Annotated in this window: 22 protein-coding genes and 1 tRNA gene; 9 read left to right on the plus strand and 14 right to left on the minus strand. The window is 64.9% G+C overall.

What is annotated here, in order from left to right; genetic code table 11:
* Positions 1-31: 31 nt before the first annotated feature.
* From ACK4HJ_RS10070 to ACK4HJ_RS10080, 3 genes are all read right to left on the minus strand, one after another.
* Complete coding sequence (locus ACK4HJ_RS10070) at positions 32-982, minus strand: Bug family tripartite tricarboxylate transporter substrate binding protein (protein WP_409830854.1); 951 nt, start codon at positions 980-982, stop codon at positions 32-34.
* 66 nt (positions 983-1,048) lie between these two features.
* Positions 1,049-2,029, minus strand: a complete 981-nt coding sequence (locus tag ACK4HJ_RS10075; protein ID WP_409830659.1) for a hydroxymethylglutaryl-CoA lyase — start codon at positions 2,027-2,029, stop codon at positions 1,049-1,051.
* Positions 2,026-3,231, minus strand: coding sequence for a CaiB/BaiF CoA transferase family protein (locus ACK4HJ_RS10080; protein WP_409830661.1), 1,206 nt, complete (start codon positions 3,229-3,231; stop codon positions 2,026-2,028). Before ACK4HJ_RS10080 ends, ACK4HJ_RS10075 begins: the two co-directional genes overlap by 4 nt.
* Positions 3,232-3,370: 139 nt before the next feature.
* On the opposite strand from ACK4HJ_RS10080, the gene ACK4HJ_RS10085 reads away from it, so the two are divergent.
* The 3 genes from ACK4HJ_RS10085 (at position 3,371) to efp (ending at position 6,129) form a co-directional block, all read left to right on the plus strand.
* Entirely contained in the window at positions 3,371-4,273 is a 903-nt protein-coding gene (locus ACK4HJ_RS10085; RefSeq protein ID WP_409830663.1) for a LysR family transcriptional regulator, read from the plus strand.
* On the plus strand, positions 4,270-5,421 hold the full coding sequence (gene earP / locus ACK4HJ_RS10090) for an elongation factor P maturation arginine rhamnosyltransferase EarP (protein WP_409830666.1): 1,152 nt from the start codon (positions 4,270-4,272) through the stop codon (positions 5,419-5,421). Before ACK4HJ_RS10085 ends, earP begins: the two co-directional genes overlap by 4 nt.
* A 153-nt stretch (positions 5,422-5,574) precedes the next feature.
* Positions 5,575-6,129, plus strand: a complete 555-nt coding sequence (gene efp, locus ACK4HJ_RS10095; protein WP_409830668.1) for an elongation factor P — start codon at positions 5,575-5,577, stop codon at positions 6,127-6,129.
* A gap of 103 nt (positions 6,130-6,232) precedes the next feature.
* Here efp and ACK4HJ_RS10100 read toward each other — a convergent pair whose 3' ends face one another.
* From ACK4HJ_RS10100 to phaR, 5 genes are all read right to left on the minus strand, one after another.
* Positions 6,233-6,493, minus strand: a complete 261-nt coding sequence (locus ACK4HJ_RS10100) for a hypothetical protein (protein WP_409830671.1) — start codon at positions 6,491-6,493, stop codon at positions 6,233-6,235.
* A 5-nt stretch (positions 6,494-6,498) separates the two neighbouring features.
* Positions 6,499-7,779, minus strand: a complete 1,281-nt coding sequence (locus tag ACK4HJ_RS10105; RefSeq protein WP_409830673.1) for a TFIIB-type zinc ribbon-containing protein — start codon at positions 7,777-7,779, stop codon at positions 6,499-6,501.
* Positions 7,776-8,945: an SPFH domain-containing protein gene (locus tag ACK4HJ_RS10110; RefSeq protein WP_409830675.1), complete on the minus strand. Its 1,170-nt coding sequence runs from the start codon at positions 8,943-8,945 to the stop codon at positions 7,776-7,778. Before ACK4HJ_RS10110 ends, ACK4HJ_RS10105 begins: the two co-directional genes overlap by 4 nt.
* Positions 8,946-9,129: 184 nt before the next feature.
* The gene (gene rimO / locus ACK4HJ_RS10115; protein WP_409830678.1) at positions 9,130-10,521 is read right to left on the minus strand and encodes a 30S ribosomal protein S12 methylthiotransferase RimO; all 1,392 of its coding nucleotides are present in this window, start codon (positions 10,519-10,521) and stop codon (positions 9,130-9,132) included.
* A 179-nt stretch (positions 10,522-10,700) separates the two neighbouring features.
* Entirely contained in the window at positions 10,701-11,249 is a 549-nt protein-coding gene (phaR, locus tag ACK4HJ_RS10120; protein WP_409830681.1) for a polyhydroxyalkanoate synthesis repressor PhaR, read from the minus strand.
* Positions 11,250-11,452: 203 nt separating this feature from the next.
* On the opposite strand from phaR, the gene ACK4HJ_RS10125 reads away from it, so the two are divergent.
* Positions 11,453-12,526 (plus strand): mechanosensitive ion channel family protein, encoded by a 1,074-nt coding sequence (locus ACK4HJ_RS10125; protein ID WP_409830684.1) that lies wholly within the window; start codon positions 11,453-11,455, stop codon positions 12,524-12,526.
* 445 nt (positions 12,527-12,971) lie between these two features.
* Here ACK4HJ_RS10125 and ACK4HJ_RS10130 read toward each other — a convergent pair whose 3' ends face one another.
* On the minus strand, positions 12,972-13,127 hold the full coding sequence (locus tag ACK4HJ_RS10130) for a hypothetical protein (RefSeq protein ID WP_409830686.1): 156 nt from the start codon (positions 13,125-13,127) through the stop codon (positions 12,972-12,974).
* A 620-nt stretch (positions 13,128-13,747) separates the two neighbouring features.
* On the opposite strand from ACK4HJ_RS10130, the gene ACK4HJ_RS10135 reads away from it, so the two are divergent.
* Together ACK4HJ_RS10135 and ACK4HJ_RS10140 are read left to right on the plus strand one after the other, a co-directional pair.
* Positions 13,748-14,284 (plus strand): pyridoxamine 5'-phosphate oxidase family protein, encoded by a 537-nt coding sequence (locus tag ACK4HJ_RS10135; protein ID WP_409830689.1) that lies wholly within the window; start codon positions 13,748-13,750, stop codon positions 14,282-14,284.
* Entirely contained in the window at positions 14,281-15,144 is an 864-nt protein-coding gene (locus ACK4HJ_RS10140) for a YihY/virulence factor BrkB family protein (protein WP_409830692.1), read from the plus strand. The genes ACK4HJ_RS10135 and ACK4HJ_RS10140 overlap by 4 nt, the downstream gene beginning before the upstream one ends.
* Before the next feature lie 215 nt (positions 15,145-15,359).
* Here the strand turns inward: ACK4HJ_RS10140 and ACK4HJ_RS10145 are convergent.
* The 3 genes from ACK4HJ_RS10145 to ACK4HJ_RS10155 form a co-directional block, all read right to left on the minus strand.
* A tRNA-Val gene (locus tag ACK4HJ_RS10145) sits at positions 15,360-15,436 on the minus strand.
* 69 nt (positions 15,437-15,505) lie between these two features.
* On the minus strand, positions 15,506-17,719 hold the full coding sequence (locus ACK4HJ_RS10150) for a RelA/SpoT family protein (protein ID WP_409830695.1): 2,214 nt from the start codon (positions 17,717-17,719) through the stop codon (positions 15,506-15,508).
* Positions 17,716-18,684 carry an alpha/beta fold hydrolase gene (locus ACK4HJ_RS10155; protein ID WP_409830697.1) on the minus strand — a complete coding sequence of 323 codons (969 nt, stop codon included), beginning with the start codon at positions 18,682-18,684 and terminating at the stop codon, positions 17,716-17,718. Before ACK4HJ_RS10155 ends, ACK4HJ_RS10150 begins: the two co-directional genes overlap by 4 nt.
* Before the next feature lie 116 nt (positions 18,685-18,800).
* Here ACK4HJ_RS10155 and ACK4HJ_RS10160 point away from each other — a divergent pair, with 116 nt between their 5' ends.
* Positions 18,801-19,583, plus strand: a complete 783-nt coding sequence (locus ACK4HJ_RS10160; protein ID WP_409830700.1) for a 3-hydroxybutyrate dehydrogenase — start codon at positions 18,801-18,803, stop codon at positions 19,581-19,583.
* Between the two features lie 124 nt (positions 19,584-19,707).
* Here ACK4HJ_RS10160 and ACK4HJ_RS10165 read toward each other — a convergent pair whose 3' ends face one another.
* Entirely contained in the window at positions 19,708-20,421 is a 714-nt protein-coding gene (locus ACK4HJ_RS10165) for an SIMPL domain-containing protein (protein WP_409830704.1), read from the minus strand.
* 217 nt (positions 20,422-20,638) lie between these two features.
* Between ACK4HJ_RS10165 and ompR the strand changes: the two genes are divergently transcribed.
* Positions 20,639-21,370, plus strand: a complete 732-nt coding sequence (gene ompR, locus ACK4HJ_RS10170; RefSeq protein WP_015014739.1) for a two-component system response regulator OmpR — start codon at positions 20,639-20,641, stop codon at positions 21,368-21,370.
* 5 nt (positions 21,371-21,375) lie between these two features.
* Positions 21,376-22,902 (plus strand): ATP-binding protein, encoded by a 1,527-nt coding sequence (locus ACK4HJ_RS10175; protein WP_409830707.1) that lies wholly within the window; start codon positions 21,376-21,378, stop codon positions 22,900-22,902.
* Between the two features lie 93 nt (positions 22,903-22,995).
* On the opposite strand, the gene gudD is transcribed toward ACK4HJ_RS10175, so the two are convergent.
* Complete coding sequence (gene gudD / locus ACK4HJ_RS10180) at positions 22,996-24,348, minus strand: glucarate dehydratase (protein WP_409830709.1); 1,353 nt, start codon at positions 24,346-24,348, stop codon at positions 22,996-22,998.

Raw genomic sequence — 24,348 nt, forward strand, 5'->3', positions numbered from 1 at the left:
AGAAGAGAAAGAGAAGAGGAAATTAGGCGGGTCAGTCCACCGTGGCGCCGGTCTCCTTGACCACGCGGCTCCACCTGGGCAGGTCGGACTGCACCAAGGCGCCCAGTTGCGCGGCAGTGCCCTTGAAGGGCTCGCAGCCCACGGCGGCCAGCTTGTCGAGCACGTCCTTGTGCTCCAGCGCGCGGGCCACCTCGGCCTGCAGCTGCGCCACGATGGGGGCGGGCGTGCCGGCCGGGGCAAACAGCGCATACCAGGGCGCCTGGCCAAAGCCTTTCAGGGTTTCGCCAATCGTGGGCGCATCGGGCAGCGCGGCCACGCGCTTTTCATTCACCACGCCCAGCACCTTGAGCTTGCCGGCCTTGATGAACGAAATGACCGAGGGCAGGCTTTGCACCGACAGCGGCACCTGCCCGCCCACCACGTCGGTGGCGGCAGCCGCCGAGCCCTTGTAGGGGATGTGCTGCAGCTGGATGCCCGCGGCCTTTTGCAGCATCTCGCCGATCAGATGGTTCAGCGTGCCGTTACCCGCCGAGGCAATCGAGTACTTGCCGGGGCTGGCCTTGGCCAGCGACACCAGGTCGGCCACCGTGTTGCCCGGGAAGGACGGGTGCGCCACCAGCACGTAGCCGGCGGTGGCAATAGGCGCCACGGGGGCGAAGTCCTTCACCGGGTCAAAGCCCGGGTTCTTGTACAGCGCGGGGCCGATCACATGCGCACTGTCGGCCGTCAGCAGCAGCGTGTAGCCGTCATTGCGCGCACGGGCGGTGGCGGCGGTAGCCAGCGTACCGCCCGCACCGGGGCGGTTGTCCACCACCACACTCTGGCCCAGCTGCTCGCTGAGCTTTTGCGCCACCACACGTGCAATGGCGTCATTGGCGCCGCCTGCGGCCTGGGGCACCACCAGGGTGATGGGCTTGGACGGGTACTTGTCTTGCGCGCCCGCCGCCAAGGTGGCGCAGCACAGCACTGCGGCAGTGAACATGCGGCGGGATACCGAAGCTACGTAGGTCATGGTTTGTCTCCTGTCGTTGTGTGGATTTGGCTGGGTTCAACGGGCCAGCGCCCGGGCACGGATGGCCTCGAAATCCGCCGGCACCGGGTGCAGCGCCAGGCGCGGGCCGGCCTTGGCGATCTGGCTGGGAATGTCGTGCCCGACGAGGGCTGGCAGCTGCCGCGCGGCGGCCAGCAGCAAGTCCAGATCGACGCCTGTCTCGTAGCCCATCAGCCCGAGTGCGTGCGCGATCTCTTCGCTGCACACGTTGCCGCTGGCGCCGGGCGCATACGGGCAGCCGCCCAGGCCACCCAGCGAGGCGTCGAACCGGTCCGCCCCCGCGTCGATGGCGGCCAGCACATTGGCCAGTCCCATGCCGCGCGTGTTGTGGAAGTGCAGCGTGAACTCCACGCCCGGCCAGCGCGCGCGGGCGGCCGCGGTGAGCTGGTGCACCTGGGTGGGAAAGGCCATGCCCGTGGTGTCGCACAGCGTGATGCCGCGCACGCCCTGGTCCACAAAACGCTGCACCCAGTCGAAGACCTGGGCTTCAGGCACATCACCCTCCATGGGGCAGCCGAACACACATGACAGCGACACGTTCACCGCCACGTTCGCGCCCTGTGCCAAGGCAATCACCTGTGCCAGCGCTGCGAACGACTGCTCCTGCGTCATGCGCAGGTTGGCGATGTTGTGCGTGCTGCTGACGGACATCACCAGGTTCAGCTCGTCCGTACGCGATTCGATGGCCCGCTCGGCCCCGCGCAGGTTGGGCACCAGCGCGGCGTAGATGGTGCCCGGGCGGCGCGTGATCTCGCGCATCACGATCTCGGCGTCCTTGAGCGCCGGGATGGCCGTGGGCGAGGTGAACGAGGTCACCTCGATCTTGGCCACGCCCGTGGCCGACAGCGCGTTGCACAGCGCGATCTTGTCGGCCGTGGGGACGAACGTTCCCTCCATCTGCAAGCCGTCGCGCAGGCCGACTTCCTGCAGGTGGATGCGCCGGCCCGCGCCCTGCCACACCGCGTGGGATGCGTTCATTGAATGACTCCCTTGCTGCGCAGCAGCGCGATCTGTTCGGCGGTAAGCCCCGCTTCGGCCAACACGGCGTCGGTGTCGTCGCCCAGGTGCGGCGCGCTGCTGCGGATGGTGCCGGGCGTGGCCGAGAGCTTGGGCACGATGCCTGGCACCTCCACGCTGTAGCCGTCGCGCGTGTGCTGCGTCAACAGCATGTCGCGGGCGCGGTAGTGCGGGTCTTCGGCAATGTCCTTGGCGGTGTAGACCTTGCCAGCGGGCACGCGGGCGGCGCCCAGGGCGTGCAGCACCTGCTGCACGGTGCGCTGCGCGCTCCAGGCGCCGATGGCGGCATCGATCTCTTCCACGCGGGCCACGCGGCCTGCGTTGTTCGCCAAGTCAGGCGCCGCTCCCAGGTCGGGCCGGCCAATGGCGTCCATCAGCCGCTTGAAGATGCTGTCGCCATTGCCCGCCACCAGCACCCAGCCGTCAGTGCAAGGGTAGGCGTTGCTCGGTGCAATGCCCGGCAGCGCGCTGCCTGCGGCCTCGCGCACGGCGCCAAAGGCGCTGTATTCGGGGATCAGGCTTTCCATCACATTGAACACGGCCTCGTGCAGCGCCACGTCAATCACCTGCCCCTGGCCGCCGTTGACCTTGCGGTGGTACAGCGCCGTGAGCACGCCGATGGCGCCATGCAGCGCGGTCAGCGTGTCGCCAATCGAGACACCCACGCGCACCGGCACGCGGCCGGGCTCGCCCGTCAAGTGGCGCAGGCCGCCCATGGCTTCGCCGATCGCGCCAAAACCCGGCAGGTCGCGGTACGGCCCGGTCTGGCCGTAGCCGGAGATGCGTAGCATCACGAGGCCGGGGTTGAGCGCGTGCAGCTCCTGCGGCGACATGCCCCAACCCTCCAGCGTGCCGGGGCGGAAGTTCTCGATCAGCACATCGGCCTCGGCAATCAGGCGGCGGGCAATGTCCTGGCCTTCCTTTTGCCGCAGGTCCAACGCCACCGAGCGCTTGTTGCGCGACTGCACTTGCCACCAGACAGAGGTGCCCTCCTTGATCAGACGCCAATTGCGCAGGGGGTCGCCACCCTCGGGAGCCTCGATCTTGATGACCTCGGCGCCAAACTCGCCCAGCGTCTTGCCGCAGAAGGGCCCGGCGATGAGCTGGCCCATTTCGATGACGCGCACGCCTTGCAGTGCGGCGGGGGATGCAATGGAATCCATGGGGCGGTGTGTCTCCTGCAGGCGTTGGTGCTGGGTCGCCATGATGCGCACACGCCGCCCGCGTGCAAAACGCTCATGCAACAAGCCGCCATCGCAATCCGGCATGGCATACGAGCTGCCTTGCTACCATCGGCACCCCATGAAACTCGACCCCGTCTCCCTGCGCCTGTTCGTGGCCGTGATGGAGGAAAGCACCATCGCCGCCGCCGCCGCGCGCGAGCACATTGCCGCCTCGGCCGTGAGCCGCCGCCTGGCCGACCTGGAGGACGCGTTGCGCGTGGCTCTGTTCACCCGCAGCAACAAGGGCACCGAGCCGACCGCCGCCGCGTTTGCGCTGCTGCACCTGGCGCGCGGCGTGCTGAACGACCTGGACGGCATCGCCACGCAGATGCGCGAGTACGGCACAGGCGTGCGCGGCCATGTGCGGGTGGTGGCCAACATCTCGGCCATCACACAGTTTTTGCCGGGGCAGCTGCAGAGCTTCATGGCCCAGCACCCGCAGGTGGATGTGCGGCTGCAGGAGCAGATCAGCACTGCCATCGCCCATTCGGTGGCCGAGAACGCGGCGGACGTGGGCATCCTCAACGAGGGGCACTATGGCGAGCGCGTGACGCTGCTGCCCTACCGCACCGACGAGCTGGTGCTGGTGGTGCCCACGGGCCATGCGCTGGCGCGGCGCAAGGCCGTGCGGCTGCAGGATGCCCTGCCCTACGATTTTGTGGGCGCGCACCCGGGCAGCGCCATCAACAACCAGCTCACCCGCGCCGCGGCCGAGGCCGGCCTGCCGCTGCGCCTGCGCATCCAGGTCACCAGCTACGACGCGCTGTGCCTCATGGTGAATGCCGGGCTGGGCGTGGGCGTGCTGCCGCGCGGCAGCGCAGCGCTGTACCAGGGCACGCTGAACATCCGCACCGTGACGCTGAACGAGCCCTGGGCGCAGCGGCGGCTGGCGCTGTGCGTGCGGTCGGAAGAATCGCTTTCCACCGTGGCACGCTTGCTGGTGGAGCACCTGCGGTCGCAGCCCCAAGGACAGCCGGCATGAACCACCCCCCCCCTTCCCTGCAGTGGGACGTGTTCTGCCGCGTGATCGACAACTTTGGCGACATCGGGGTGTGCTGGCGCCTGGTGGCCCAGCTGGCCGCCTTGGGCCACCGCGTGCGGCTGTGGGTGGACGATGCATCTGCCCTGCAGTGGATGGCCCCCGAGGGATGCGCAGGCGTGGAGGTGCGTGATTGGAATGCGCCGCCGCCCGGGCCGCGCGAACCCCCGCCGGATGTGATGGTGGAGGCCTTCGGCTGCGATATTGCTCCTGAATTCATAGCTTACAGCGCTTTCCAGGCAAGCGTCAGGGGCCAAAAACACGCTCAACCCGTGTGGATCAACCTCGAATACCTGTCGGCCGAGGCGTATGTGGAGCGCACCCACCGCCTGCCCTCGCCCATCCTCTCGGGCCCGGCGGCGGGCTGGACGCGGTGGTTCTTCTACCCCGGCTTCACGCCTGCGACGGGCGGCCTGCTGCGAGAGCCTGATCTGATGGCCCGGCGCGAGGTCTTCGACCGCCAGGCCTGGCGCGCAGCGCACTGGGCTGCATTTGGCCTGGCAGACGATGCGCCAGGTGCCCGCTGGGTTTCGCTGTTCTGCTACGAACCGGCCGCCTTGCCCGACCTGCTGCAGCAATGCCAGGCCGTGCCGACCGAGTTGTTGGTCACCCCCGGCCGCCCGGCGGCGGCTGTGCGGGCGGCGCTGCGGGGCAACGATGAAAATAATGGCCAAAACGGCCTCCAGCGCTTGTCCATCAAGCGTGGGAAGCTATCAATTTCATACCTCCCCCACTGCCCACAACTTGCCTTCGACGAGATGCTCTGGGCCTGCGACTTCAACGCTGTGCGGGGCGAGGACTCCTTGGTGCGCGCGCTGTGGGCAGGCCGGGCTCTGGTGTGGCACATCTACCCACAGCACGACAACGCCCATCACGCCAAGCTGCACGCTTTTCTGGACTGGCTACAGGCGCCCGCCTCGCTGCGCCAGTTCCACGCCACCTGGAACGGGCTGGACACCAACCCACTGCAGTGGCCGGACGACGCCACGCTGACCGAATGGACGCTTTGCATCCAGGGTGCCCGCAGGCGGCTGTTGACGCAGGACAGCCTCGTCACACAACTTTTGGGCTTTGTCGCCGAAAAACGGTAAAATCCGAGGCTTTGCGCAAATCAGGCTTGGCACGCCCCGTGCCCCCGCCCTGCGCACTTTCGCCGCGGTACATGCACCAGCGCGCAGCCAGCCGATCCGTTCAGCCGGTTTGCCCGCCCGCACGTTGAGCGGCCCCAACCCAAGCAACTCGCTATGAAAATCGCTCAAGAAATCCGCGCCGGCAACGTCATCATGCACGGCAAGGACCCCATGGTGGTCCTGAAGACCGAATACGCCCGTGGCGGCCGCGGTGCAGCCACCGTGCGCATGAAGCTCAAGAGCCTGATCGGCAACTTCGGCACCGAAATCGTGTTCAAGGCCGACGACAAGATCGACAACGTGATCCTGGACAAGAAGGAGTGCACCTACTCCTACTTCGCCGACCCCATGTACGTGTGCATGGACACCGAATACAACCAGTACGAAGTCGAAGCCGAGAACATGGGCGACGCACTGAACTACCTTGAAGACGGCATGTCGCTGGAAGTGGTGTTCTACGACGGCAAGGCGATCTCGGTTGAACTGCCCACCAGCGTCGAGCGCGAAATCACCTGGACGGAACCCGCCGTGAAGGGCGACACCTCCGGCAAGGTCATGAAGCCCGCCAAGATCGCCACCGGCTTTGAAGTGCCTGTGCCCCTGTTCGTCAGCCAAGGCGACAAGATCGAAATCGACACCCGCACCGGCGAATACCGCAAGCGCGTGTAAACCGATCTTCGGCGCACTGCCCAGCAAAAAGGCTTCCCTCGGGAAGCCTTTTTTCATGGTGCATTGAAAATCGGAGCGGGCGTCGCAGCACGCGCCGTAAGTTCTAGCCGGGCGGGGTGCGCCGCACGCGCCTGCGGTAGTCGTTCACGTTGTTGCCGCGGATGCTGGTCTCCTGGGTGCCGCGGATCTCATCGACCTTGCGGTCGCCCTCCGCGCCCACGATGGGCTGGGCCACGATGTGCGTCTCGTGCTCAAAGCTGTGCGACTTGTCGGTGTTGCGGTAGTAGCGGTACAGCATCCAGTACAGCCCCACCGCGCTGGCCGGCCCCAGGGCCAGCAGAATCAATACGCCATCTCCGTCCATGGTGTTCACCGTCCTATCAGCCAGAGTGCGATGGCTTCGACGAACGTGCCCACGGTGAGCGCGGCGGTGATCAGCTTCCACTGCTGCACCGGCACGCTGCCCATGGTTTCGCCCGTGCGGCCGTTCACCGCGATGTAGTGCAGCATGCCGCCTTTGCCGCCCTGCTGGTACGAATACAGCCACACCGGCAGGTACATGGCCACCCAGCGCGTGCCGTGCACGTCGATGTGCTCCTTCTCCCAGCGCACGCCGCGGCCGTAGCGGCGCACCGACGAGTGCACCTGCGCGCGCGCGATGGACAGCAGCTGGTCCTCCAGCCGCGGGTTCAGGTGCTCTACGTCGCGGTCGCGTTTTTCGGACGTGTAGCCCACCAGGTACGAGGCGTTCCACTTGACTGCGTTCTTGGTGTCAAACGGCAGGATGGTGTTGATCACGTTGTGGGTGTTGGCCTGGGTGTCCAGGTTGCCGCGCTTCTCGCTCGATTCCAGCGTCAGGTCGTCCACCGTGAAGTCCACGTGCCGCTGCAGCTGGTACACATCGGCGTCGTAATACGTCTTCTGGTCCTTGCCCTCGCCGCGCGTGTAGCGGCGCGTTTCGATCTCGCCAAAGCCGGCCACGTCGGCGCTCACGTTGGCGTCCACCACCATGTAGGGCAGATACACGCCTAGCACGTTCTCGGGCGTGAACTCTTCCTTGAACGCCTTGAGCGCAAACATCTGGCGCTTGCCCACAAACTGGCGGATGCGCGCCACCGCGTCGTCCTTCTTGATGTGGAACGGCAGCACGGCATCGGGCACCGCGCCGTTGTCGATCTGCTCGTTGACGCCCAGCACATGGCGGCACCAGTGGCAGCGCGCAGTCATGGCGGTGTCGGTGTTGACCACCACTTCGGCGCCGCAGCCGGTGCATTTGTAGGTGCGCAGGCTGGCCGCGTCCGCGCTGATGCTTTTGGCGCCCGAGGCGATCTGCGTGCCGCGCAGCTGATCGATGCCCTCGCCCAGGCCAAACTCTTCCTCCACGCGCGCTGCCGTCCACTGGTGGCGGCAGAACAGGCAGACCAGCTGGTCGGTGCCTGCACGCTGGCGGATCTCGGTGGAGCCGCACTTCGGGCAGTGGTTGAGGCCGTCTTTCAGCTCCTTGGACGCCGTGTCGATGGCCGCTGGGTCTGGAGCGGCCAGCTCATCGCGGATGGCCCCCGGCAGCGTGGCGGGGTCGATGGGGAACTGGCCCGGCGCCGGGGGTACATCCTGCGGCGAGCCCGGGCCCTTGGGGAGCGGCGAAGTCACAGCCCCAGCGCCTTGGCCTTGACCGCGTCGTAGTCGGCCTGCGTGATCAGCCCGGCGTCCAGCATCTGCTTGGCCTTGGTGAGCTTGGCGATGGGGTCGTCTGCTGCCGGCGCTGCCGCCGCTGGCGCGGGTGCCGGCGCCACCGGTTGCTGCAGGCCCGCCAGCCCGCCCAGGCCACCTGTGGCAATGCCCATGCCCATGAGCCCGCCCACGCCAGCGTTCTGCCCGGCCGACTGGATGCCCTGCGCTACCGAGGCCTGCAGGTTGGAGTTGCCGCGCGCACCCGAGAGCGCATCGGCGCGCTGCACGGTCTTGAGCAGTTCCTTGGTGTTCGCGTCGTACTCGATGGAGACGATGGCCGTCTTGGCGATGACCAGGCCGCGGTCCGACCGCCACTGGTAAGCGCTTTCGACCACGGCGGACAGGCTCTGCGCAAAGCCCACCGAGTCCTGCTGGATCTTGGTGATGCGGTTGCCCTTGGACGGGTCATTGGTGTACAGGCTGAAGGCCGGTGCGAGTGAGCCCACCACTTCGTTAAACAACTGGCTGGCGGCCGCGTTGTCGAGGTCGGTGAAGTCAAACACCTGGCCGGGTTGCAGGTAGGCAGCGGGCACAAAGTTCTTCACGAACAAAATCGGGTCCACGATCTTGAGCGTGTAGCTGCCGCGCGTTATGGCGCCCACCTGCGCGTTCAGGTAGCCGTCGTCCCAATAGATTTCAGACTGCGTGCCGAAGCGGTTGTCAGGCAGCTCCTTGAGCGACACGAAGAACGCCGCCTGCTGCGACCCAGGCTGGCCGCCGAACTTGAAGCGCTCCCAGCTCTGGCGGATAAGCGGCTCCACAAAGCCGCCGTCAAAGAAGATGGACTTGGAGTTGAGGTCGTTCGAGTTCCATTCGTAGCCACCTGGCTCGGCCACGAAGCCAGTGATGGCACCGTCCTGCATCAGCAGCAGGCCGTAACCCTCGGGCACCACGATCTTGGAGCCGTTGGTGATGATGTTGGAGGATGCCTTGGTATTGGAGCCGCGCCCGGCATTGGTGCCGCGCGGCACTGCGGCAAACAGCGCCGCCGTGGGGGGCAGGCCGTCCGGCACCGTATAGAAATCCTTCCACTGGTCGGCGAGCGCGCCGCCAATCGAACCAACCGCCGCCTGGATGAGACCCATGATGCTTTCCTCGTCAAGTTGTGCCGCCCGGATGGTGCGGGCCGCAAAAGCATAAACGAAGTGAGGAAAGCGGCGCTATCAATCCAGGAGCTGGTAGCGCTTTTTAACAAAGGGATTCAATGCGAAAACCCATTGAATCCTTTATTAATCAAGCGCTAGCAGCTCATATTTTTGAAACAATCGATCAGATGGGCAGCGCCACCAGGTCATGCCCCTGCACGCCCACGATGCGCGCGCGTGTGAACTCGCCCACCTTGAGTTGCTTGCTGATCTTTTCGGGCGGAAGCAACTGCACGGTGCCATCGATCTCGGGCGCATCGGCATACGTGCGGCCCACACCGCCCTTGCGGCCCAGGGCCGGTGCGTGGTCCACCAGCACCTGCATGGTGGCGCCCACGCGGCGCTGCAGGCGGGCTACCGAAACCTCTTCGGCCACAGCCATGAAGCGGGCGCGGCGCTCTTCGCGCACTTCCATGGGCAGCATGCCGGGCAGCTCGTTGGCAGCGGCGCCGTTCACATCGCTGTAGGCAAAGCAGCCCGCGCGGTCGATCTGCGCCTCGCGCACAAAGTCCAGCAGGTGCGCAAACTCTTCTTCCGTCTCGCCCGGAAAGCCCGCAATGAACGTACTGCGGATGACCAGCTCAGGGCAGGCCTCGCGCCAGCGCAGGATGCGCTCCAGGTTGCGCTCGCCGCTGGCGGGGCGCTTCATGCGCTTGAGCACCTCGGGGTGGCTGTGCTGGAAGGGCACATCCAAGTACGGCAGCACCTTGCCCGTGGCCATGAGCGGGATGACCTCGTCCACGCTGGGGTATGGGTACACATAGTGCAGGCGCACCCAGGCCCCGTAGGGCTCGGCAATCTCGCCCAGGGTCTGCACCAGCTCCAGCATGCGGGTCTTGACGGGCTTCCCATCCCAGAAGCCGGTGCGGTACTTCACATCCACGCCGTAGGCCGAGGTGTCCTGGCTGATGACCAGCAGTTCCTTCACGCCGCCCTCGAACAAGGCCTTGGCTTCGCTGAGCACATCGCCAATGGGGCGCGACACCAAGTCGCCGCGCATCGAAGGGATGATGCAGAAGGTGCAGCGGTGGTTGCAGCCTTCGCTGATCTTGAGGTACGCGTAGTGCTTGGGCGTGAGCTTGACGCCCGCAATGCCGAAACTGCCGGGCACGAGGTCGATGAACGGGTCGTGCGGCTTGGGCAGGTTCAGGTGTACGGCGTCCATCACCTCCTGCGTCGCGTGCGGGCCCGTCACGGCAAGCACGCTGGGATGCATCTGGCGCACCATGTTGCCGCCGTCGTCGCCCGTGCGGGCACCCAGGCAGCCGGTGACGATCACCTTGCCGTTTTCGGCCAGCGCCTCACCAATGGTGTCCAGGCTTTCCTTCACGGCATCGTCAATGAAGCCGCAGGTGTTGACGATGACCAGGTCCGCGCCCTGGAAGGTCTTGGAGGTTTCATAACCCTCAGCGCTCAACTGCGTGAGGATCAGTTCGGAATCGGTCAGCGCCTTGGGGCAGCCCAGGCTGACAAATCCGACTTTGGGGGTTTTTGTGGGGGCAATTGCTTCGCTCATAACCCCGTATTGTCCCAGGTCCGGCTCAGCAGCGGTTTCCTTGCGGGTTCGTAGCCAGGCCATCCACTCCCACAGCTTGCGATACCGGCGCTGCCAAGACCAGCAGCCGCCGCGCAAGGGCCGCCCCGCCGCGCTGGCGGCGTCCCCCTGGGGGGAAGCCGCGCAGCGGCTCAGGGGGCCTACCTTTTTATGCCGAAGGCCCCCAGCATCTGCTCCGTCTGCTCCTGCATCTGCGTGAGCATGGATTGCGACTGCTCCACGTAGCTGCCCATCATGCCCTTGAGCATGGGCGACTGCAGATTCATGAACTGTGCCCACATCTCGGGCGTGACGCTTTGCGACTGCTCGGCGAGCTTGGCCTGCACGTCGGTGAAGGCTTGCACGTTCTTTTCCAGGTAAGCGCCCATGAAGCCCTGCATGGCGTGTCCGTAGAAACGGATGATGTTGGCCAGCACTGCCTCGGTAAACATGGGTGCGCCGCCCGCTTCTTCTTCCAGAATGATCTGCAGCAGGATGCTTCGCGTCAGGTCTTCGCCGGTCTTGGCGTCGCGCACCACCACCTGCTGGTGGTCCATGACAAGCTGGCGCACTTCTGCCAAGGTGATGTAGGTGGAGGTGTCTGTGTCGTACAGACGGCGGTTAGGGTACTTTTTGATGACACGCTGGGCCGACTTGGGTGCGGCACTTTTTTGTTCGGACACAACGAACTCCTCGGGCGGGACGCCCATGTATTGCAGTGCAGCACATTCTAGGGAAGGGTCCCGACACCATCTGCAAAGGAATACCCTGATGGCAGCGATTCGCGCCCTGTCGCGCGTGCGACAACGCGCGGCGCCCCCGTGCGGGGCCATGTCCGACAGACACGCCAGCGATCGGATGCCAGAGTGCGCGTTTGCATTTGATTTGATCTGTCTCCCACCTTGTTGTGCTCATGACCGCCGGTATCCCCCTTTCCCCCTGGCTTGCAACTGTGCTGGCTGCCGTGTTTGCCGTCACGCTCGCAGCCATTGCGCACCGCGTGGCGGCCATGGTGCTGCGGCGCGCAACAGCCTCCATCCCCGTACTCCACAGCGTGGTGCTAGCCTGTATACCCGTCATGCGGGTGCTGCTGCCCCTCATCACTCTGCAACTGGTCTGGCAGGCCGCCAGCAGCGATCTGCCATACATCGAGGGCATTCGCCATTTCAACGGCCTGTGCGTGATCGCGGGGGCATGCTGGCTGCTCATTGCTGCCATCAGCGGGCTTGCCAATGGCGTCATCGCCCAGCACCCGGCCGATGTGGAAGACAACCTGAACGCCCGCCGCATCGCCACCCAGGCCCGTGTACTGTCGCGCACGGCCATGACAGGGGTGGTGATGGCGGGGCTGGCGATGATGCTGATGACGTTTCCGGGCGCGCGCCAGGTGGGCGCCAGCCTGCTCGCATCTGCCGGGGTGGTCGGCATCGTGGCAGGTATCGCTGCGCGGCCCGTGTTCAGCAACATCATCGCTGGCTTGCAGATCGCCCTGGCCCAACCCATCCGCATCGACGATGTGCTGATCATCGAAGGCGAGTGGGGCCGCGTGGAAGAAATCACCAGCACTTACGTGGTACTGCGCATCTGGGACGAGCGCCGGCTCATCATTCCGTTGCAGTGGTTCATCGAGAATCCTTTTCAAAACTGGACACGCACCAGTTCGGAGATCCTGGGCACGGTGTTTTTGTATGCCGACTACCGCCTGCCGCTGGACCCCTTGCGTACCGAGCTGCAGCGCGTGCTCGAAACCGCGCCCGAATGGGATAGGCGCGTAAGCGTGCTGCAACTTACCGATGTGACGGAACGCACCATTCAGATTCGCGTGCTGGTGTCAGCGCGCTCGTCAGGCCTGGCCTTTGACCTGCGCTGCCGTGTGCGAGAAGCCCTCATCACCTTCATCCAGCGCGAGTACCCGGACTGCCTGCCCCAGGTACGCATGCCGGCCGACGTGGCCGCCAAAGCCCCTCTTTCCATGCAGACGCCATAGTCAACGTGCGGAGAATGAGCACCCAACGAGCGAACTAGAAGGAGCGGTGCAACCACTTCGCCACCGGACTGTCGGGGGCGACCAGTCCGGTCCGCTCCGCCTGCACAACGGGCAGTTGGCTGGCACACGGCAGGTGTTGTCCGCGATACGGTGACGTTTTGGACATGTTGCAGAAAAGGAGTTACTCGCCATGCTTCCGCCCCCCGCCCCTTCGCCCGTACCGCCGTTCCCACCTGTGGAGACTCCGCCTGCGTGGACTCCTGAACCACCACAGGGCGACCCTCCCGCAGAGCCAGGAACACCGCCCGTACAAGACCCACCCCCACATTTCAATATTGTTCGCTAACGCCTAGCACACACATCTACGGCCGCAAGAAAGGAAGCCGCCCCTGCCGATGGTCGGCCAGGGCGGCTCCCGTGCGAAAGCATTGAGGTCGGCTGGCGTTCAGTAACCCATCTTGAAATAAGCCACCACCAGCACCATCAGCACGGCAGCCAACGCCGCAAGCCAGAAGATGCGAATGTCGTACATGCCCAGCTCGGGATCGGTTTCGGAATAGCCGGCGGAGGCATGGGCAGCTTGATGTGTTGTGGTGTTCATGGTGATTCCTCCTACTGTGTGGAGCCCAGAAGGTATCGCTGCCCCGGTGGGCCGCCTGTCAGACGGCATCCTGTCTTGTCGCAGTGGTTGCGCCGGTCCCTCATTGGCGCTGTCGCGGCGGCTATCCAGGTCTCGTGAAGACGCAGAGGTGCACGGTGGCGACGCCGTGGTTCGTGGCCCGCCAAAGCCGAGCCGTGTTCACTCGTTCTTTCGCGCCTTCAGCACCCCCGAATGTTCATCGCCGCCAGGCATACCTGGAGCGCAATGACCGCGTTGGCGCCAGCGGGTACGCCCCAGCACACCCATAAAACATTGCTAAGAAGGAAAACCCAGAAGCCCATCTTCCGGCGGTGTTCGCTTTCAGACCCCACCAGCCAGGCCGCAGCCACAGAGGCCACAAAGGCGGGCCATTGCATCAGGTCGATCCAGTTGCTCATAGTGTCCTATCTGCTCGTGTGGGCACCTCAAGGTGCGAGCCCCGATGGCTGCGCGCGAAGGATGCGCATCTTGCATTGACATCGAAGCGATGACGGTTGAGGGCGATGTCAAGGGTCTGGTTCCTACAGCACCGCACTGCTGGATAAGTTGCAATGTTCCATTTAACCCCTGTGGAGATTGCCATGGATTCGATCAACAGCAACCAGCATGAGAATACGCACAAGCACCTGACCGGACCCGAGGCTGTCCAGCGCATCCGAGAGTTGGCGGAGGATGCCAAGTCCTGCTTCTTCAGCACCAACGCTCCCGACAGCGAAACGCGTGGAACGCGGCCGATGGGGGTGGAGAAGGTGGACGATGCAGGGCATCTGTGGTTCCTCAGTGCATCCGACAGCCACAAGAACCGCGAGATCGAAGCGGACCCCCATGTCCGCATCTTTATGCAGGGATCCAAGCACTCGGGCTTTCTGGTGCTGGATGGCGCCGCGAGCATCCATCGCGACGAGGCGCTGATCGACGCGTTGTGGGACCCCATCATGAAAACTTGGTTTACCGAAGGCAAGGACGACCCCCGCATCACGGTGATTGAAGTGACCCCGGTGATCGGCTACTACTGGGACACCAAACATGGCAGTCTGGTGGCAGCGACAAAAATGCTGATTGGTGCTGCGATCGGCAAGACGCTGGACGACTCGGTGGAAGGACGTCTGAACCCATGATGCAGAGCCTGAGATGGCTGGGCCGCGCCATCGTTGACCTGCCCGTGGTCGGCGTGCTCGCACAGGCGGTGCGCAACTATGTTTTGCACCAGAGCGCCAACCAGGCAGGCAGCCTGGCTTTTTCGGCTGTCCTTGCAATGTTCCCGCTGCTGCTTCTGCTGTCAGCAGCGGCGGGGTTCATGGGCCAGCCCGGCGACGCGGCCGCGCTGGCGGAGCGTGTGCTGGGCTATGCGCCGCAATTGGTGCGTGAAGTGATGCAGCCTGTGGTTCAACAGGTGCTGGCCCAGCGCAACCAGGCTCTGCTCACGGTCGGGCTGGCGATCACCCTGTGGACTGGATCCTCAGGCATGCAGGCCGTGCGTACGGCGCTCAATCGATCCTACGGAATTGAAAGGGGCTTGCCGTTCTGGAAAGCGCGCCTCAAATCGACCCTGTTCACCGTGCTGGTGGGATCGGGCCTGCTGCTGGTGTTCAGCTCGGTCATCGTCATGCCCCGCGTCTGGCACCTTGTGGTCACCAATGTGTCGGCCGAAGGCGACACCGTGATCTGGCTGTACGACAGCGTACGGTATGGGGCGGCCTACGTCACCCTGGTCGTGCTCTACGCACTGTTGTACGGGTGGCTGCCAGATATTCCGCAGCGTGTGAGAACCGTTCTTCCGGGTGCTTTGATCGGGGCCGGGCTCTGGGTAGTAGCGGCGGCGACCCTGTCTTACACACTCCGCAGCGCAGGCAAGCTGGCGCTCATTTACGGCAGCTTCGCAGGCGTCGTTGCCACGCTGGTATTTCTTTATGTGAGCGCTACAACGCTGATCTACGGCGCAGAGGTCAATGCCGTGCTGCGGGACAAGCAAGGCTGAAGTTGTCTTACGCTAGCACCGCTCAGCGCTTCTAGGATCGAATTGCCGGCGGAATCAGGCGTCGGCTGGAGAGTTTTGGGCCCGCTGGTGCGGGCCCTTTTTTGGCCGCGTTAGGTCACCCGGATGAAACGCGCGCGGGATTCAGAACGCACCAACAAAAATGCCCGCTTGGAGCGGGCATTTGTGCTGCAAACCCTGGTCTGGTCTGCGATGTTTGGTAGGCGCGATTGGACTCGAACCAACGACCCCCACCATGTCAAGGTGGTGCTCTAACCAGCTGAGCTACGCGCCTGTGTCGTCAATCAAGTCCACGATTATAGCCATAAATTTGGGTGCTCAGGTTGTGGCTTTCGACTTTTGTTCAGCGGCGCCGCGCGGAACGCACGCCGGTGACCCCCGCCACGATGGACAACACCTTGTTCAGGCGGCCTGAATCGGCCACCTCCACGGTGAATGTCATCCACGCCGTGCCCTTGACAGACTGGGTTTGAACACCGATCACATTGGTCTTCTCACGCGCGAACACCTCCGAGATGTCACGCAACAGGCCCTGGCGGTCCGCGGCCTCCACAGCCACATCCACGGGGTAGACCGCGGTATGGGCGGCAGCCTTGGGTGTGCCCCATTCGACATCGATCACGCGTTCGATATTGCGGGCTGCCATCTCGCGAAAGTTGCTGCAGTCTGCACGGTGCACGCTCACGCCCTTGCCCCGCGTCACAAAACCGCGAATCACATCCGGCGGGGCGGGCTTGCAGCATTTGGCCAGCTGCGTCATCAGCGAATCAATGCCCACCACCAGAACGCCGCCCTTGGGTGCGGCTTCATTGGTGCGCGTTTTCTTCAGCAGCAGAAAGTCGTCAGGCGGCAGCACCGGCTCCGGAGGGCGCAGCACGGTCTCGATGTTCCGCAGCGAAAACTCGTCCTTGCCCACCACTTCAAACAAAGCGTCAGCCGACTTGAACCCCAGCTGAACGGCCAGGTCTTCGAGCTTGACGGCCGTCTTGCCTTCGCGCTGGAGCAGTTTTTCGACAGCCTCGCGGCCCCGTGCCACGGTCTCATGCGTTGCCTGCGCGTTGAACCAGGCCCGCACCTTGGCTTTGGCGCGGTGGCTGGTGAGGTACCCCAATTCGGCGTTCAGCCAGTCGCGCGAAGGGCGGCCTTCCTTCACCGTGGCGATTTCCACCGTCTGCCCGTTTTGCAGCGGGGTGTTCAGCGGCACCATGGCGCCGTCCACCTTGGCACCGCGGCAACGGTGGCCCAGGCTGGTGTGCACGGCGTAGGCAAAATCTACGGGGGTGGCGCCTTGGGGCAACTCAACCACCGCGGCGTCCGGGGTGAGCACATAGATGCGGTCTTCAAACAGGCCCCGGTGCGACACGGCGCCCGCCAGATCGCGCTCCCACGCGAGCAGCTGACGCAGCACCGCGATCTTGGCGTCGTAATCGCCGCTCGCCGAAACGCCCGCGTAGCCTTTGGCACCCGCCTCCTTGTACGCCCAGTGGGCGGCCACCCCGTGCTCGGCGTGTTCGTGCATGGCCTGGGTGCGGATCTGGATCTCGATGGGCTTGCCGTGGTCGTCCCGCACGATGGTGTGCAATGACTGGTAGCCATTGGGCTTGGGCTTGGCGATGTAATCGTCAAACTCTTCCACGATAGGCTTGAACTGCTCGTGCACCCAGCTCAGTGCGGCATAGCAGTCCTTCACCGTGGGGACCACCACGCGCAGCGCGCGGATGTCAAACACCTGGTCAAAGTTGAGCGACTTTCCGCGCATCTTCTTGACAATGCTGTAGATGTGCTTGGGCCGGCCCGCCACGGTGGCGCTGATGCTGCGGGCGCGGAGGTCCGATTCGAGCCGGGCCCGCAGCTGCTCCATGTACACCTCGCGCTCGCCCCGCTTTTCATCCAGCAGGCGGGCCACCTCTTTGTATGTGTCGGGCTCCAGGAAGCGGAACGACAGGTCTTCCAGCTCCCACTTAACCTGCCAGATGCCCAAACGGTTGGCCAGGGGCGCAAAGACCTGCAGCGATTCGCGTGCCAAGCTGGGCGGCACGGGGCGCTTGGCGGCCGCGTGAAAGCGCAGCGTCTGAAGTCGTGAGGCCAGTCGCAGCATCACCACACGCAGGTCGCGCGAGAAGGCCAGCAGCATCTTGCGCACGTTTTCGGTCTGCACGGCCGGGTCGTCCAGGGGCTCCGCGCCGCGGGCCTGCTGCTGCACGCGCATTAGCTTGGTGGTCTCAACCGCCAGCGCCGCAAAGTTGGCGCCAAAGGCTTTGGCAATGACCTCTTCGGGCTTGTTCAGATGGACGCAGGCATGCACCAGGTAGCTGGCCGCCTGCATGGCTTCCGATCCACCGATGCTTTTGAGGATGGCCGCCACGGCATCGGCGTGGGCCAAGGTGTTTTCGCCCGAGTCCAGCGTCTCGCCAGCCATCAGCGGCTCAGCAAACGCGCGGGCGCGAGCCAGTGCGTTGACCTGCTCAGGCAGCGTGTGCGCCGTCGCCGCGATCAGTTGGGGAACGCTGTCGGGTTGCGGGGTAGCTCCGGCTCCAGCGGCAAATGTCGTTTTCATCCTGCTTCGCCCGCTTCCGGCGCCAGCAAAAAGTCAGTGATGGCCGCCACCTGATTGGGCGCCACCAGTGTGGGCGCATGTCCCACCCCAGCAAATTCCACCAGTTGCGCGCGCGGCCCGCGTGCGGCCATTGCCTGAGCCGTATCGTGCGACAGCAGATCTGACTCTGCGCCGCGCAACAGCAAGGTGAGCGCGGTAACGCGGTCGTAAAGCTCCCACAGGGCCTGCTCACCAGCGGCCGCAGCCGCCGGGGTGAGCGCTTTGAACGGCACAGCAATGGCGGGGTCGTAGTGCAACATCAAGCCGCCTTGCGGGTGATCGCGCACCATGGCGCGCGACAGCGCCAGCCACTGCGCGGGGGTGTGTGGACCAAAGCTGGTGGAGATGGCCCAGAGGGCATCGGCCGCCTGCTGCAGCGATTCAAAGCGGACGGGCTGGCCCAGATACAGGCCGATACGCTGCAAGGCCTCCCACTGAATGACGGGGCCCACATCGTTCAGCACCAGGCGGCGCACAGGCACCGGCAAAGGCAGGCCGGGCTGGCCAGCGATGCCCATCCCGATCAACCCGCCCATGCTGGTGCCCACCCAGTCCAGCGTGGTCATCGGGGCTTGCCGGTGCAGCTGCGTGATCAGCGCCAGCATGTCTGCGGCGTATTGCGGAATCTGGTAGCCCATGGCGTCTGCCAGCCAGTCGCTGCGGCCCCGGCCCACCACGTCGGGGCAGACCACACGCGCATGCTGGCTGAGCTGGCGTGCCAGGGTGTCAAAGTCGCGCCCCTGGCGCGACAGGCCGTGCACACAGACCACCACATGCGGATGCGCGGGGTTGCCGGTGGCATTCCATTCCCAATAGGCCATGCGGTGCTGCGCGGCGGCGCCTTCGGCGGGCGCACCGTCGGGCTGAGACTGAGCTGGAGCCCCCGCGCCAGGGCACAGTACGTAGTTCAGCGTAGGTTCATTCATGGGTGCGAAATCCGGGATCAGCGCTTGATAATGGCCGGCAGAATCGGCTTGCGGGGCCCTCGCCTGCATGCCGATTTTTCCTTGCGTTGCATCGTAATTCATTCGGAGAGACTCACATGCTGAAAGGCAAAACCGCCCTTGTCACCGGCTCCACCAGTGGCATTGGTCTTGGAATCGCAAAGGCCCTGGCCCGCCAGGGTGCCAACATCGTGCTCAACGGATTCGGTGACGTGGACACTCCCCGCGCGGAGGTGCTGGCCGCGGGCGAAGCGGCCGGTGCGCAGGTGGCCTACCACGGCGCGGACATGAGCCGCGTGGCCGATATCGAGGACATGATGAAGTACAGCGCCTCGCAGTTCGGACGGGTGGACATCCTGGTCAACAACGCCGGCATCCAGCACGTGGCCAATGTCGAAGACTTCCCCGTGGAGCGCTGGGATTCGGTGATCGCCATCAACCTGACCAGCGCGTTTCACACCTCGCGCCTCGCCCTGCCCGCCATGAAAAGCGCCAACTGGGGCCGCATCATCAACGTGGCATCGGTGCACGGTTTGGTCGGGTCAGCACAGAAGTCAGCCTACGTGGCGGCCAAGCACGGCATCGTGGGGCTGACCAAGGTGACCGCACTGGAGAACGCTACCACAGGCGTGACCTGCAACGCGATCTGCCCCGGTTGGGTGCTGACCCCGCTGGTGCAAAAGCAGGTGGACGCCAAGGCCGCCGAACACGGCCTGTCCAACGAAGACGCGAAGAAGCTGCTGCTGGGCGAAAAGGAGCCCTCCATGCAGTTCACCACCCCCGAAGAGCTGGGCGAACTGGCAGTGTTCTTCTGCTCCCCTGCGGCTAATAACGTGCGGGGCGTGGCCTGGAATATGGACGGGGGCTGGGCGGCGCAGTAGGCCGGGCGTTGCCGGCCAAGACACTTCACGCGCTGCCTGCAGGCCTGCTGGTAGCCTATCTCATCAAAAATGATAGCTACTAGCGCTTATCAAATAAACGCTAGCGGCCATTTTTATCAAAAATTCAGCGCATCTGCACCGATCCGGACACGTTCACCACCACCTGCGCCTTGCCTGCCTCGACAGGCACGGATGCATCCGAGAACGAGCCCATCTTGGCTTCTGCCGCCATCATGCGCGGACGCGGGCCGGGAATCACTTCATTGCTGTTGACCGCCACCTCGCGCAGGCCATAGCTGCTGAACCCAAAGCCCTTGGCCAGTTCGGCCGCACGGGCCTTGAACTGCTCAATGGCCTGCGTCTGCGCCTCGCCTTCGACCTTGGCCCGCGCCTCGCGCGAGAGGCCAAACGACACCTGGCTGATGGACAGCGTCTGGATCTTGCCGGCAGTGGCGGTGATGCGGGCAAAATCGCGGCCTTCCAGCACCAGCTCGGCGCGGCCCTGCCATCCGTTGATCTTGCCGTCTTTCCCGTAGCGCGGGTACAGGCCGAACGGCCCCGTGTGTACATCCAGCTGGCCGGGTTGCGCGTTGCGCTTGGCCTCCGCCAAGGCCGTGTCAAGAGCCTGCCTCAGTTGCGCCTGAACAGTGGCAGCGTCCGCAGCCTCCTTGCTGGTGGCCAGGTTCAGCACCAGCAGATCCTGCTGCACTTCAACCGTGCCGGTGGCAGAAAGCTGCACGACATTGCGAAGCTCGGGCGCGGCGGCGGTTTGAGAAAAAGCGGCTCCAGCGCACATCAGCAAAGCGCTGGCAGCTATCAGTTTGGTAGTTTTTTTCATGGCAATGAAGTCCTTCAGATCAGTGCGCCGCCCCTGCCGGGGACGCGCGGGCCACCACCTTAACCGCACCGGGTGGAACCTTCGGCAAAGGCTTGGCACACCGTGTGCGAAGCTCGGCAAAACTTGTAACAGTTGGTCAAACCGCCGCCAAAAACCCGAACTTCGGCGTTTCAACTGGTCAGAATCGGCTCTGTTACAAATTGGACTTGAGATCAACATGGCCACAACCCCCAATCGCACCGACAAAGTTCTTGTGGTGGACGACGATGCACGCATCCGCGACCTGCTGCGCCGCTACCTCACCCAAGAAGGCTTTGAAGTCATGGTGGCGGAAGACGGCAAGGCGCTGAACCGCCTGCTCTTGCGCGAAACGGTGGACATCATCGTGCTGGACCTGATGATGCCCGGCGAAGACGGCCTTTCCATCTGCCGCCGCCTGCGCGCAGCCAATGACCGCACCCCCATCATCATGCTCACCGCCAAGGGCGAGGACGTGGACCGCATCGTCGGCCTGGAGGTTGGCGCCGACGATTACCTGGGCAAGCCCTTCAACCCGCGCGAGCTGCTGGCGCGCATCCACGCCGTTCTGCGCCGCCGCCCCGCGCAAGAGGCGCCCGGCGCTCCATCGGGTGACAACGAGGTGGTCACCTTCGGCCCCTTCACATTCGACCTGGGCACCCGCGCGCTGCAGCGCAATGGCGAGGAGCTGCCCCTGACCACCGGCGAGTTCGCCATGCTCAAGGCCCTGGTGCGGCACCCGCGCCAGCCACTGTCGCGCGAAAAGCTGGCCTTGCTGGCCCGCGGACGCGAGTTCGAACCCTTTGATCGCAGCCTGGACGTACAGGTCTCGCGCCTGCGCAAGCTCGTGGAAGTGGATGCAGCGGCGCCCCGCTACATCCAGACCGTGTGGGGCGTGGGCTATGTCTTCGTGCCGGACGGGACCAGCTGATCTCCATGCGCAAGACCGACGGCCAGCCGAGATCATCCCGGCAGACCGATCCCCCCACAGCCGACGCCACCAGCCCCGCACCGCTTGAATCCCTGCGCAGGGCGAGGGAGCAGCGCGCGCGGGTGGGGCTGAACCTTTTCTGGCGCACGTTCTTTCTGCTGGCCTTGCTGCTGGTGGGCAGCATCCTGGCGTGGCTACAGACGCTGCGTGCGCTGGAGTTCGAGCCCCGCACGCTGCACACGGCGCAGCAGATCGCCTCCCTCGTCAACCTGAGCCGCGCCGCGCTGGTGCACTCAGACGCCATCGCGCGGGTGTCGCTCATCAAGACCATGGCGGACCAGGAAGGCGTGCGCATCCTGCCGCGCGAGCCCAAGGACAAGTTTGCGCTGCTGGACAACACCGCGCTGGGCAACCGCCTGACCGATGAACTCACCCAGCGCCTCGGGCCCGACACCATCGTGGCGCAGAACGTGAACGGCGAAAACGGCCTGTGGGTGGGCTTCAACATCAACGGCGACCCTAACTGGCTGCTGATGGACCGTTCTCGTTTCAGCCCTGCCGGTGGGCGCACCTGGCTGATCTGGCTGATCACGGCGGCAGCCCTGTCGCTGGCCGGGGCAGCTGCCATCGCCCGCCTCATCAACCGCCCGCTCAAGCAGCTGTCGTACGCCGCCAACCGGGTGAAGGACGGTGACTTTGCCGCCAGCCATCTGGACGAAGAGGTGGTGACCAGCGAGATCCGCGAGGTGAACATCGGCTTCAACCGGATGGCGCAGAAGCTGGCCAAGCTGGAGCAGGACCGCGCCGTGATGCTGGCCGGCATCTCGCACGACTTGCGCACGCCGCTGGCGCGGCTGCGGCTGGAAACCGAGATGAGCGTGACGGACGAAGTCGCGCGCGAACACATGGTGGCCGACATCGTGCAACTTGACGCCACCATCGACAAGTTCCTCGACTATGCGCGTCCCGACCACGTCACGCTGACCCCGGTGAACCTGCATGCGGTGGTGTCGTCCTGTGTGTACGCGGTCCAGGACCACCGCGAGCTGCAGATCACGATGACGGTGCCCGAAGACCTGAACGTGCTGGCCGACGAAGTCGAACTGGCGCGCGTGATCTCCAACCTGCTTGAAAACGCGCGCCGCTATGGCAAGACGGAGGACACCGGCATCACCAGCGTGGACATCGCTGCGAAGGGCCGCGAGAATTGGGTGCTCGTCAAACTGCGCGACCATGGCCCCGGCGTGCCACCAGAACACCTGTCAAACCTCACCAAGCCCTTCTTCCGTGGCGACACGGCCCGCACGGCGGCTGCGGGCGCGGGGCTCGGCCTGTCCATTGTGGACAAAACCGTGCAGCGCATGGGCGGTATCTTTGCGCTGGCCAACTCCAGCACCGGCGGCTTGGTGGCCCACCTGCAACTGCAGCGCGCCACGAGCTTGCCGCAGGGTGCAGACCCCAAGCAGCGCCTGCAGCGGCCCTCGGTCAAGCGCCAGTTGCCAAGACGGCGCGCCGAAGACCGGACGGCATAACCGCCCTGTCGTGCCCCGCTGCAATCTCTGAGCACAAAGCCCTCTTGCGGAGGGCTTTGTTTTGGAGGCAATGCACGTGGGGATTGCTGTGCATCAACGCACCATGCACGGCGACTTGTTGTTGAATTTCCACCCCGGGATCAGGTACTGCATCGCGATGGCATCGTCTCGCGCGCCCAGGCCATGCTGCAGATACAGGCGGTGGGCGCGCTCCACCGCGTTCAAGTCCAGCTCCACGCCCAAACCGGGCTTCTCCGGCAGCTCGATAAATCCATTCCGGATCTCGAAGGGTTGCTTGGTCAGGCACTCACCGTCCTGCCAGATCCAGTGCGTGTCAATCGCCGTCACGCGGCCAGGCGCGGCGGCGCCCACATGGGTGAACATGGCCAGCGACACATCGAAGTGGTTGTTCGAGTGCGAACCCCACGTCAGACCGAAGGCTTGGCACATCTGGGCCACGCGCACCGACCCGGCCATGGTCCAGAAGTGCGGATCGGCCAGCGGAATGTCCACCGACTGCAGGGCCAGGCTGTGCGCCATTTCGCGCCAGTCGGTGGCCACCATGTTGGTGGCGGTGGGCAGGCCGGTGGCGCGGCGGAACTCGGCCATCACCTCGCGGGCCGAGAACACGCCTTCGGCGCCACAGGGATCTTCGGCATAAGCCATCACACCGTGCAGGTCGCGGGTAAGGCGGACCGCGTCTTTCAGCAGCCAGCCGCCGTTCGGGTCCAGCGTCACGCGCGCTTCGGGAAAACGCTCGTGCAGCGCGCGGATGGCCTCGATCTCTTCCTCCCCGCGCAGCACGCCGCCTTTGAGTTTGAAGTCGGCAAAACCGTAACGCTCATACGCGGCCTCGGCCAGGCGCACGATGCCCTCGGCCGTCATGGCCTTTTCGTTGCGCAGACGGAACCAGTCGTTTTCAGCACCGGGCTCGGTGCGGTAAGCCAGGTCGGTCTTGGTGCGGTCGCCCACGTAGAACAGGTAGCCCAGCATTTGCACTGAGGTGCGCTGTACGCCGTCGCCCAGCAGTGCGGCCACGGGCACCCCCAGGTGCTGGCCCAGCAGGTCGAGGAAGGCGGATTCCACCGCCGTCACGGCGTGGATGGTGATGCGTAAGTCGAAGGTCTGCAAGCCACGACCGCCCGCATCGCGGTCCGCGAACTGCGCGCGCATGGCGTTGAGCACGGCGTTGTGCTGGCCGAGGGGCCGACCCACGATGAACGGGCGCGCTTCCTCGATGGTCTGGCGTATCTTCTCGCCGCCGGGCACCTCGCCCACGCCGGTGTTGCCTGCACTGTCGCGCAAGATGAGCAGGTTTCGCGTGAAGAAGGGGCCGTGCGCGCCGCTCAGGTTCATGAGCATGCTGTCGTGCCCTGCGACGGGCACCACGCGCAGTTCGGTGATGACTGGCGTGCTGGCCGCGGGAGAAGTGGAAGGTGTGGTCAT

It is taken from the genome of Acidovorax sp. (assembly GCF_046294525.1).
Taxonomy (GTDB): Bacteria; Pseudomonadota; Gammaproteobacteria; order Burkholderiales; family Burkholderiaceae_C; genus Acidovorax.

What these genes read in the sequence shown, in the direction of transcription:
- ACK4HJ_RS10175 (WP_409830707.1), top strand. Translation starts at nt 21,376, where the DNA reads ATGCGCAAGACCGACGGCCAGCCGAGATCATCCCGGCAGACCGATCCC.
- ACK4HJ_RS10140 (WP_409830692.1), top strand. Translation starts at nt 14,281, where the DNA reads ATGATGCAGAGCCTGAGATGGCTGGGCCGCGCCATCGTTGACCTGCCC.
- ACK4HJ_RS10150 (WP_409830695.1), bottom strand. Translation starts at nt 17,719, where the DNA reads ATGAAAACGACATTTGCCGCTGGAGCCGGAGCTACCCCGCAACCCGAC.
- rimO (WP_409830678.1), bottom strand. Translation starts at nt 10,521, where the DNA reads ATGAGCGAAGCAATTGCCCCCACAAAAACCCCCAAAGTCGGATTTGTC.
- gudD (WP_409830709.1), bottom strand. Translation starts at nt 24,348, where the DNA reads ATGACCACACCTTCCACTTCTCCCGCGGCCAGCACGCCAGTCATCACC.
- earP (WP_409830666.1), top strand. Translation starts at nt 4,270, where the DNA reads ATGAACCACCCCCCCCCTTCCCTGCAGTGGGACGTGTTCTGCCGCGTG.
- efp (WP_409830668.1), top strand. Translation starts at nt 5,575, where the DNA reads ATGAAAATCGCTCAAGAAATCCGCGCCGGCAACGTCATCATGCACGGC.
- ACK4HJ_RS10155 (WP_409830697.1), bottom strand. Translation starts at nt 18,684, where the DNA reads ATGAATGAACCTACGCTGAACTACGTACTGTGCCCTGGCGCGGGGGCT.
- ACK4HJ_RS10160 (WP_409830700.1), top strand. Translation starts at nt 18,801, where the DNA reads ATGCTGAAAGGCAAAACCGCCCTTGTCACCGGCTCCACCAGTGGCATT.
- ACK4HJ_RS10085 (WP_409830663.1), top strand. Translation starts at nt 3,371, where the DNA reads ATGAAACTCGACCCCGTCTCCCTGCGCCTGTTCGTGGCCGTGATGGAG.
- ACK4HJ_RS10080 (WP_409830661.1), bottom strand. Translation starts at nt 3,231, where the DNA reads ATGGATTCCATTGCATCCCCCGCCGCACTGCAAGGCGTGCGCGTCATC.
- ACK4HJ_RS10165 (WP_409830704.1), bottom strand. Translation starts at nt 20,421, where the DNA reads ATGAAAAAAACTACCAAACTGATAGCTGCCAGCGCTTTGCTGATGTGC.
- ACK4HJ_RS10110 (WP_409830675.1), bottom strand. Translation starts at nt 8,945, where the DNA reads ATGGGTCTCATCCAGGCGGCGGTTGGTTCGATTGGCGGCGCGCTCGCC.
- ACK4HJ_RS10130 (WP_409830686.1), bottom strand. Translation starts at nt 13,127, where the DNA reads ATGAACACCACAACACATCAAGCTGCCCATGCCTCCGCCGGCTATTCC.
- ACK4HJ_RS10075 (WP_409830659.1), bottom strand. Translation starts at nt 2,029, where the DNA reads ATGAACGCATCCCACGCGGTGTGGCAGGGCGCGGGCCGGCGCATCCAC.
- ACK4HJ_RS10100 (WP_409830671.1), bottom strand. Translation starts at nt 6,493, where the DNA reads ATGGACGGAGATGGCGTATTGATTCTGCTGGCCCTGGGGCCGGCCAGC.
- ompR (WP_015014739.1), top strand. Translation starts at nt 20,639, where the DNA reads ATGGCCACAACCCCCAATCGCACCGACAAAGTTCTTGTGGTGGACGAC.
- phaR (WP_409830681.1), bottom strand. Translation starts at nt 11,249, where the DNA reads ATGGGCGTCCCGCCCGAGGAGTTCGTTGTGTCCGAACAAAAAAGTGCC.
- ACK4HJ_RS10135 (WP_409830689.1), top strand. Translation starts at nt 13,748, where the DNA reads ATGGATTCGATCAACAGCAACCAGCATGAGAATACGCACAAGCACCTG.
- ACK4HJ_RS10125 (WP_409830684.1), top strand. Translation starts at nt 11,453, where the DNA reads ATGACCGCCGGTATCCCCCTTTCCCCCTGGCTTGCAACTGTGCTGGCT.
- ACK4HJ_RS10070 (WP_409830854.1), bottom strand. Translation starts at nt 982, where the DNA reads ATGTTCACTGCCGCAGTGCTGTGCTGCGCCACCTTGGCGGCGGGCGCG.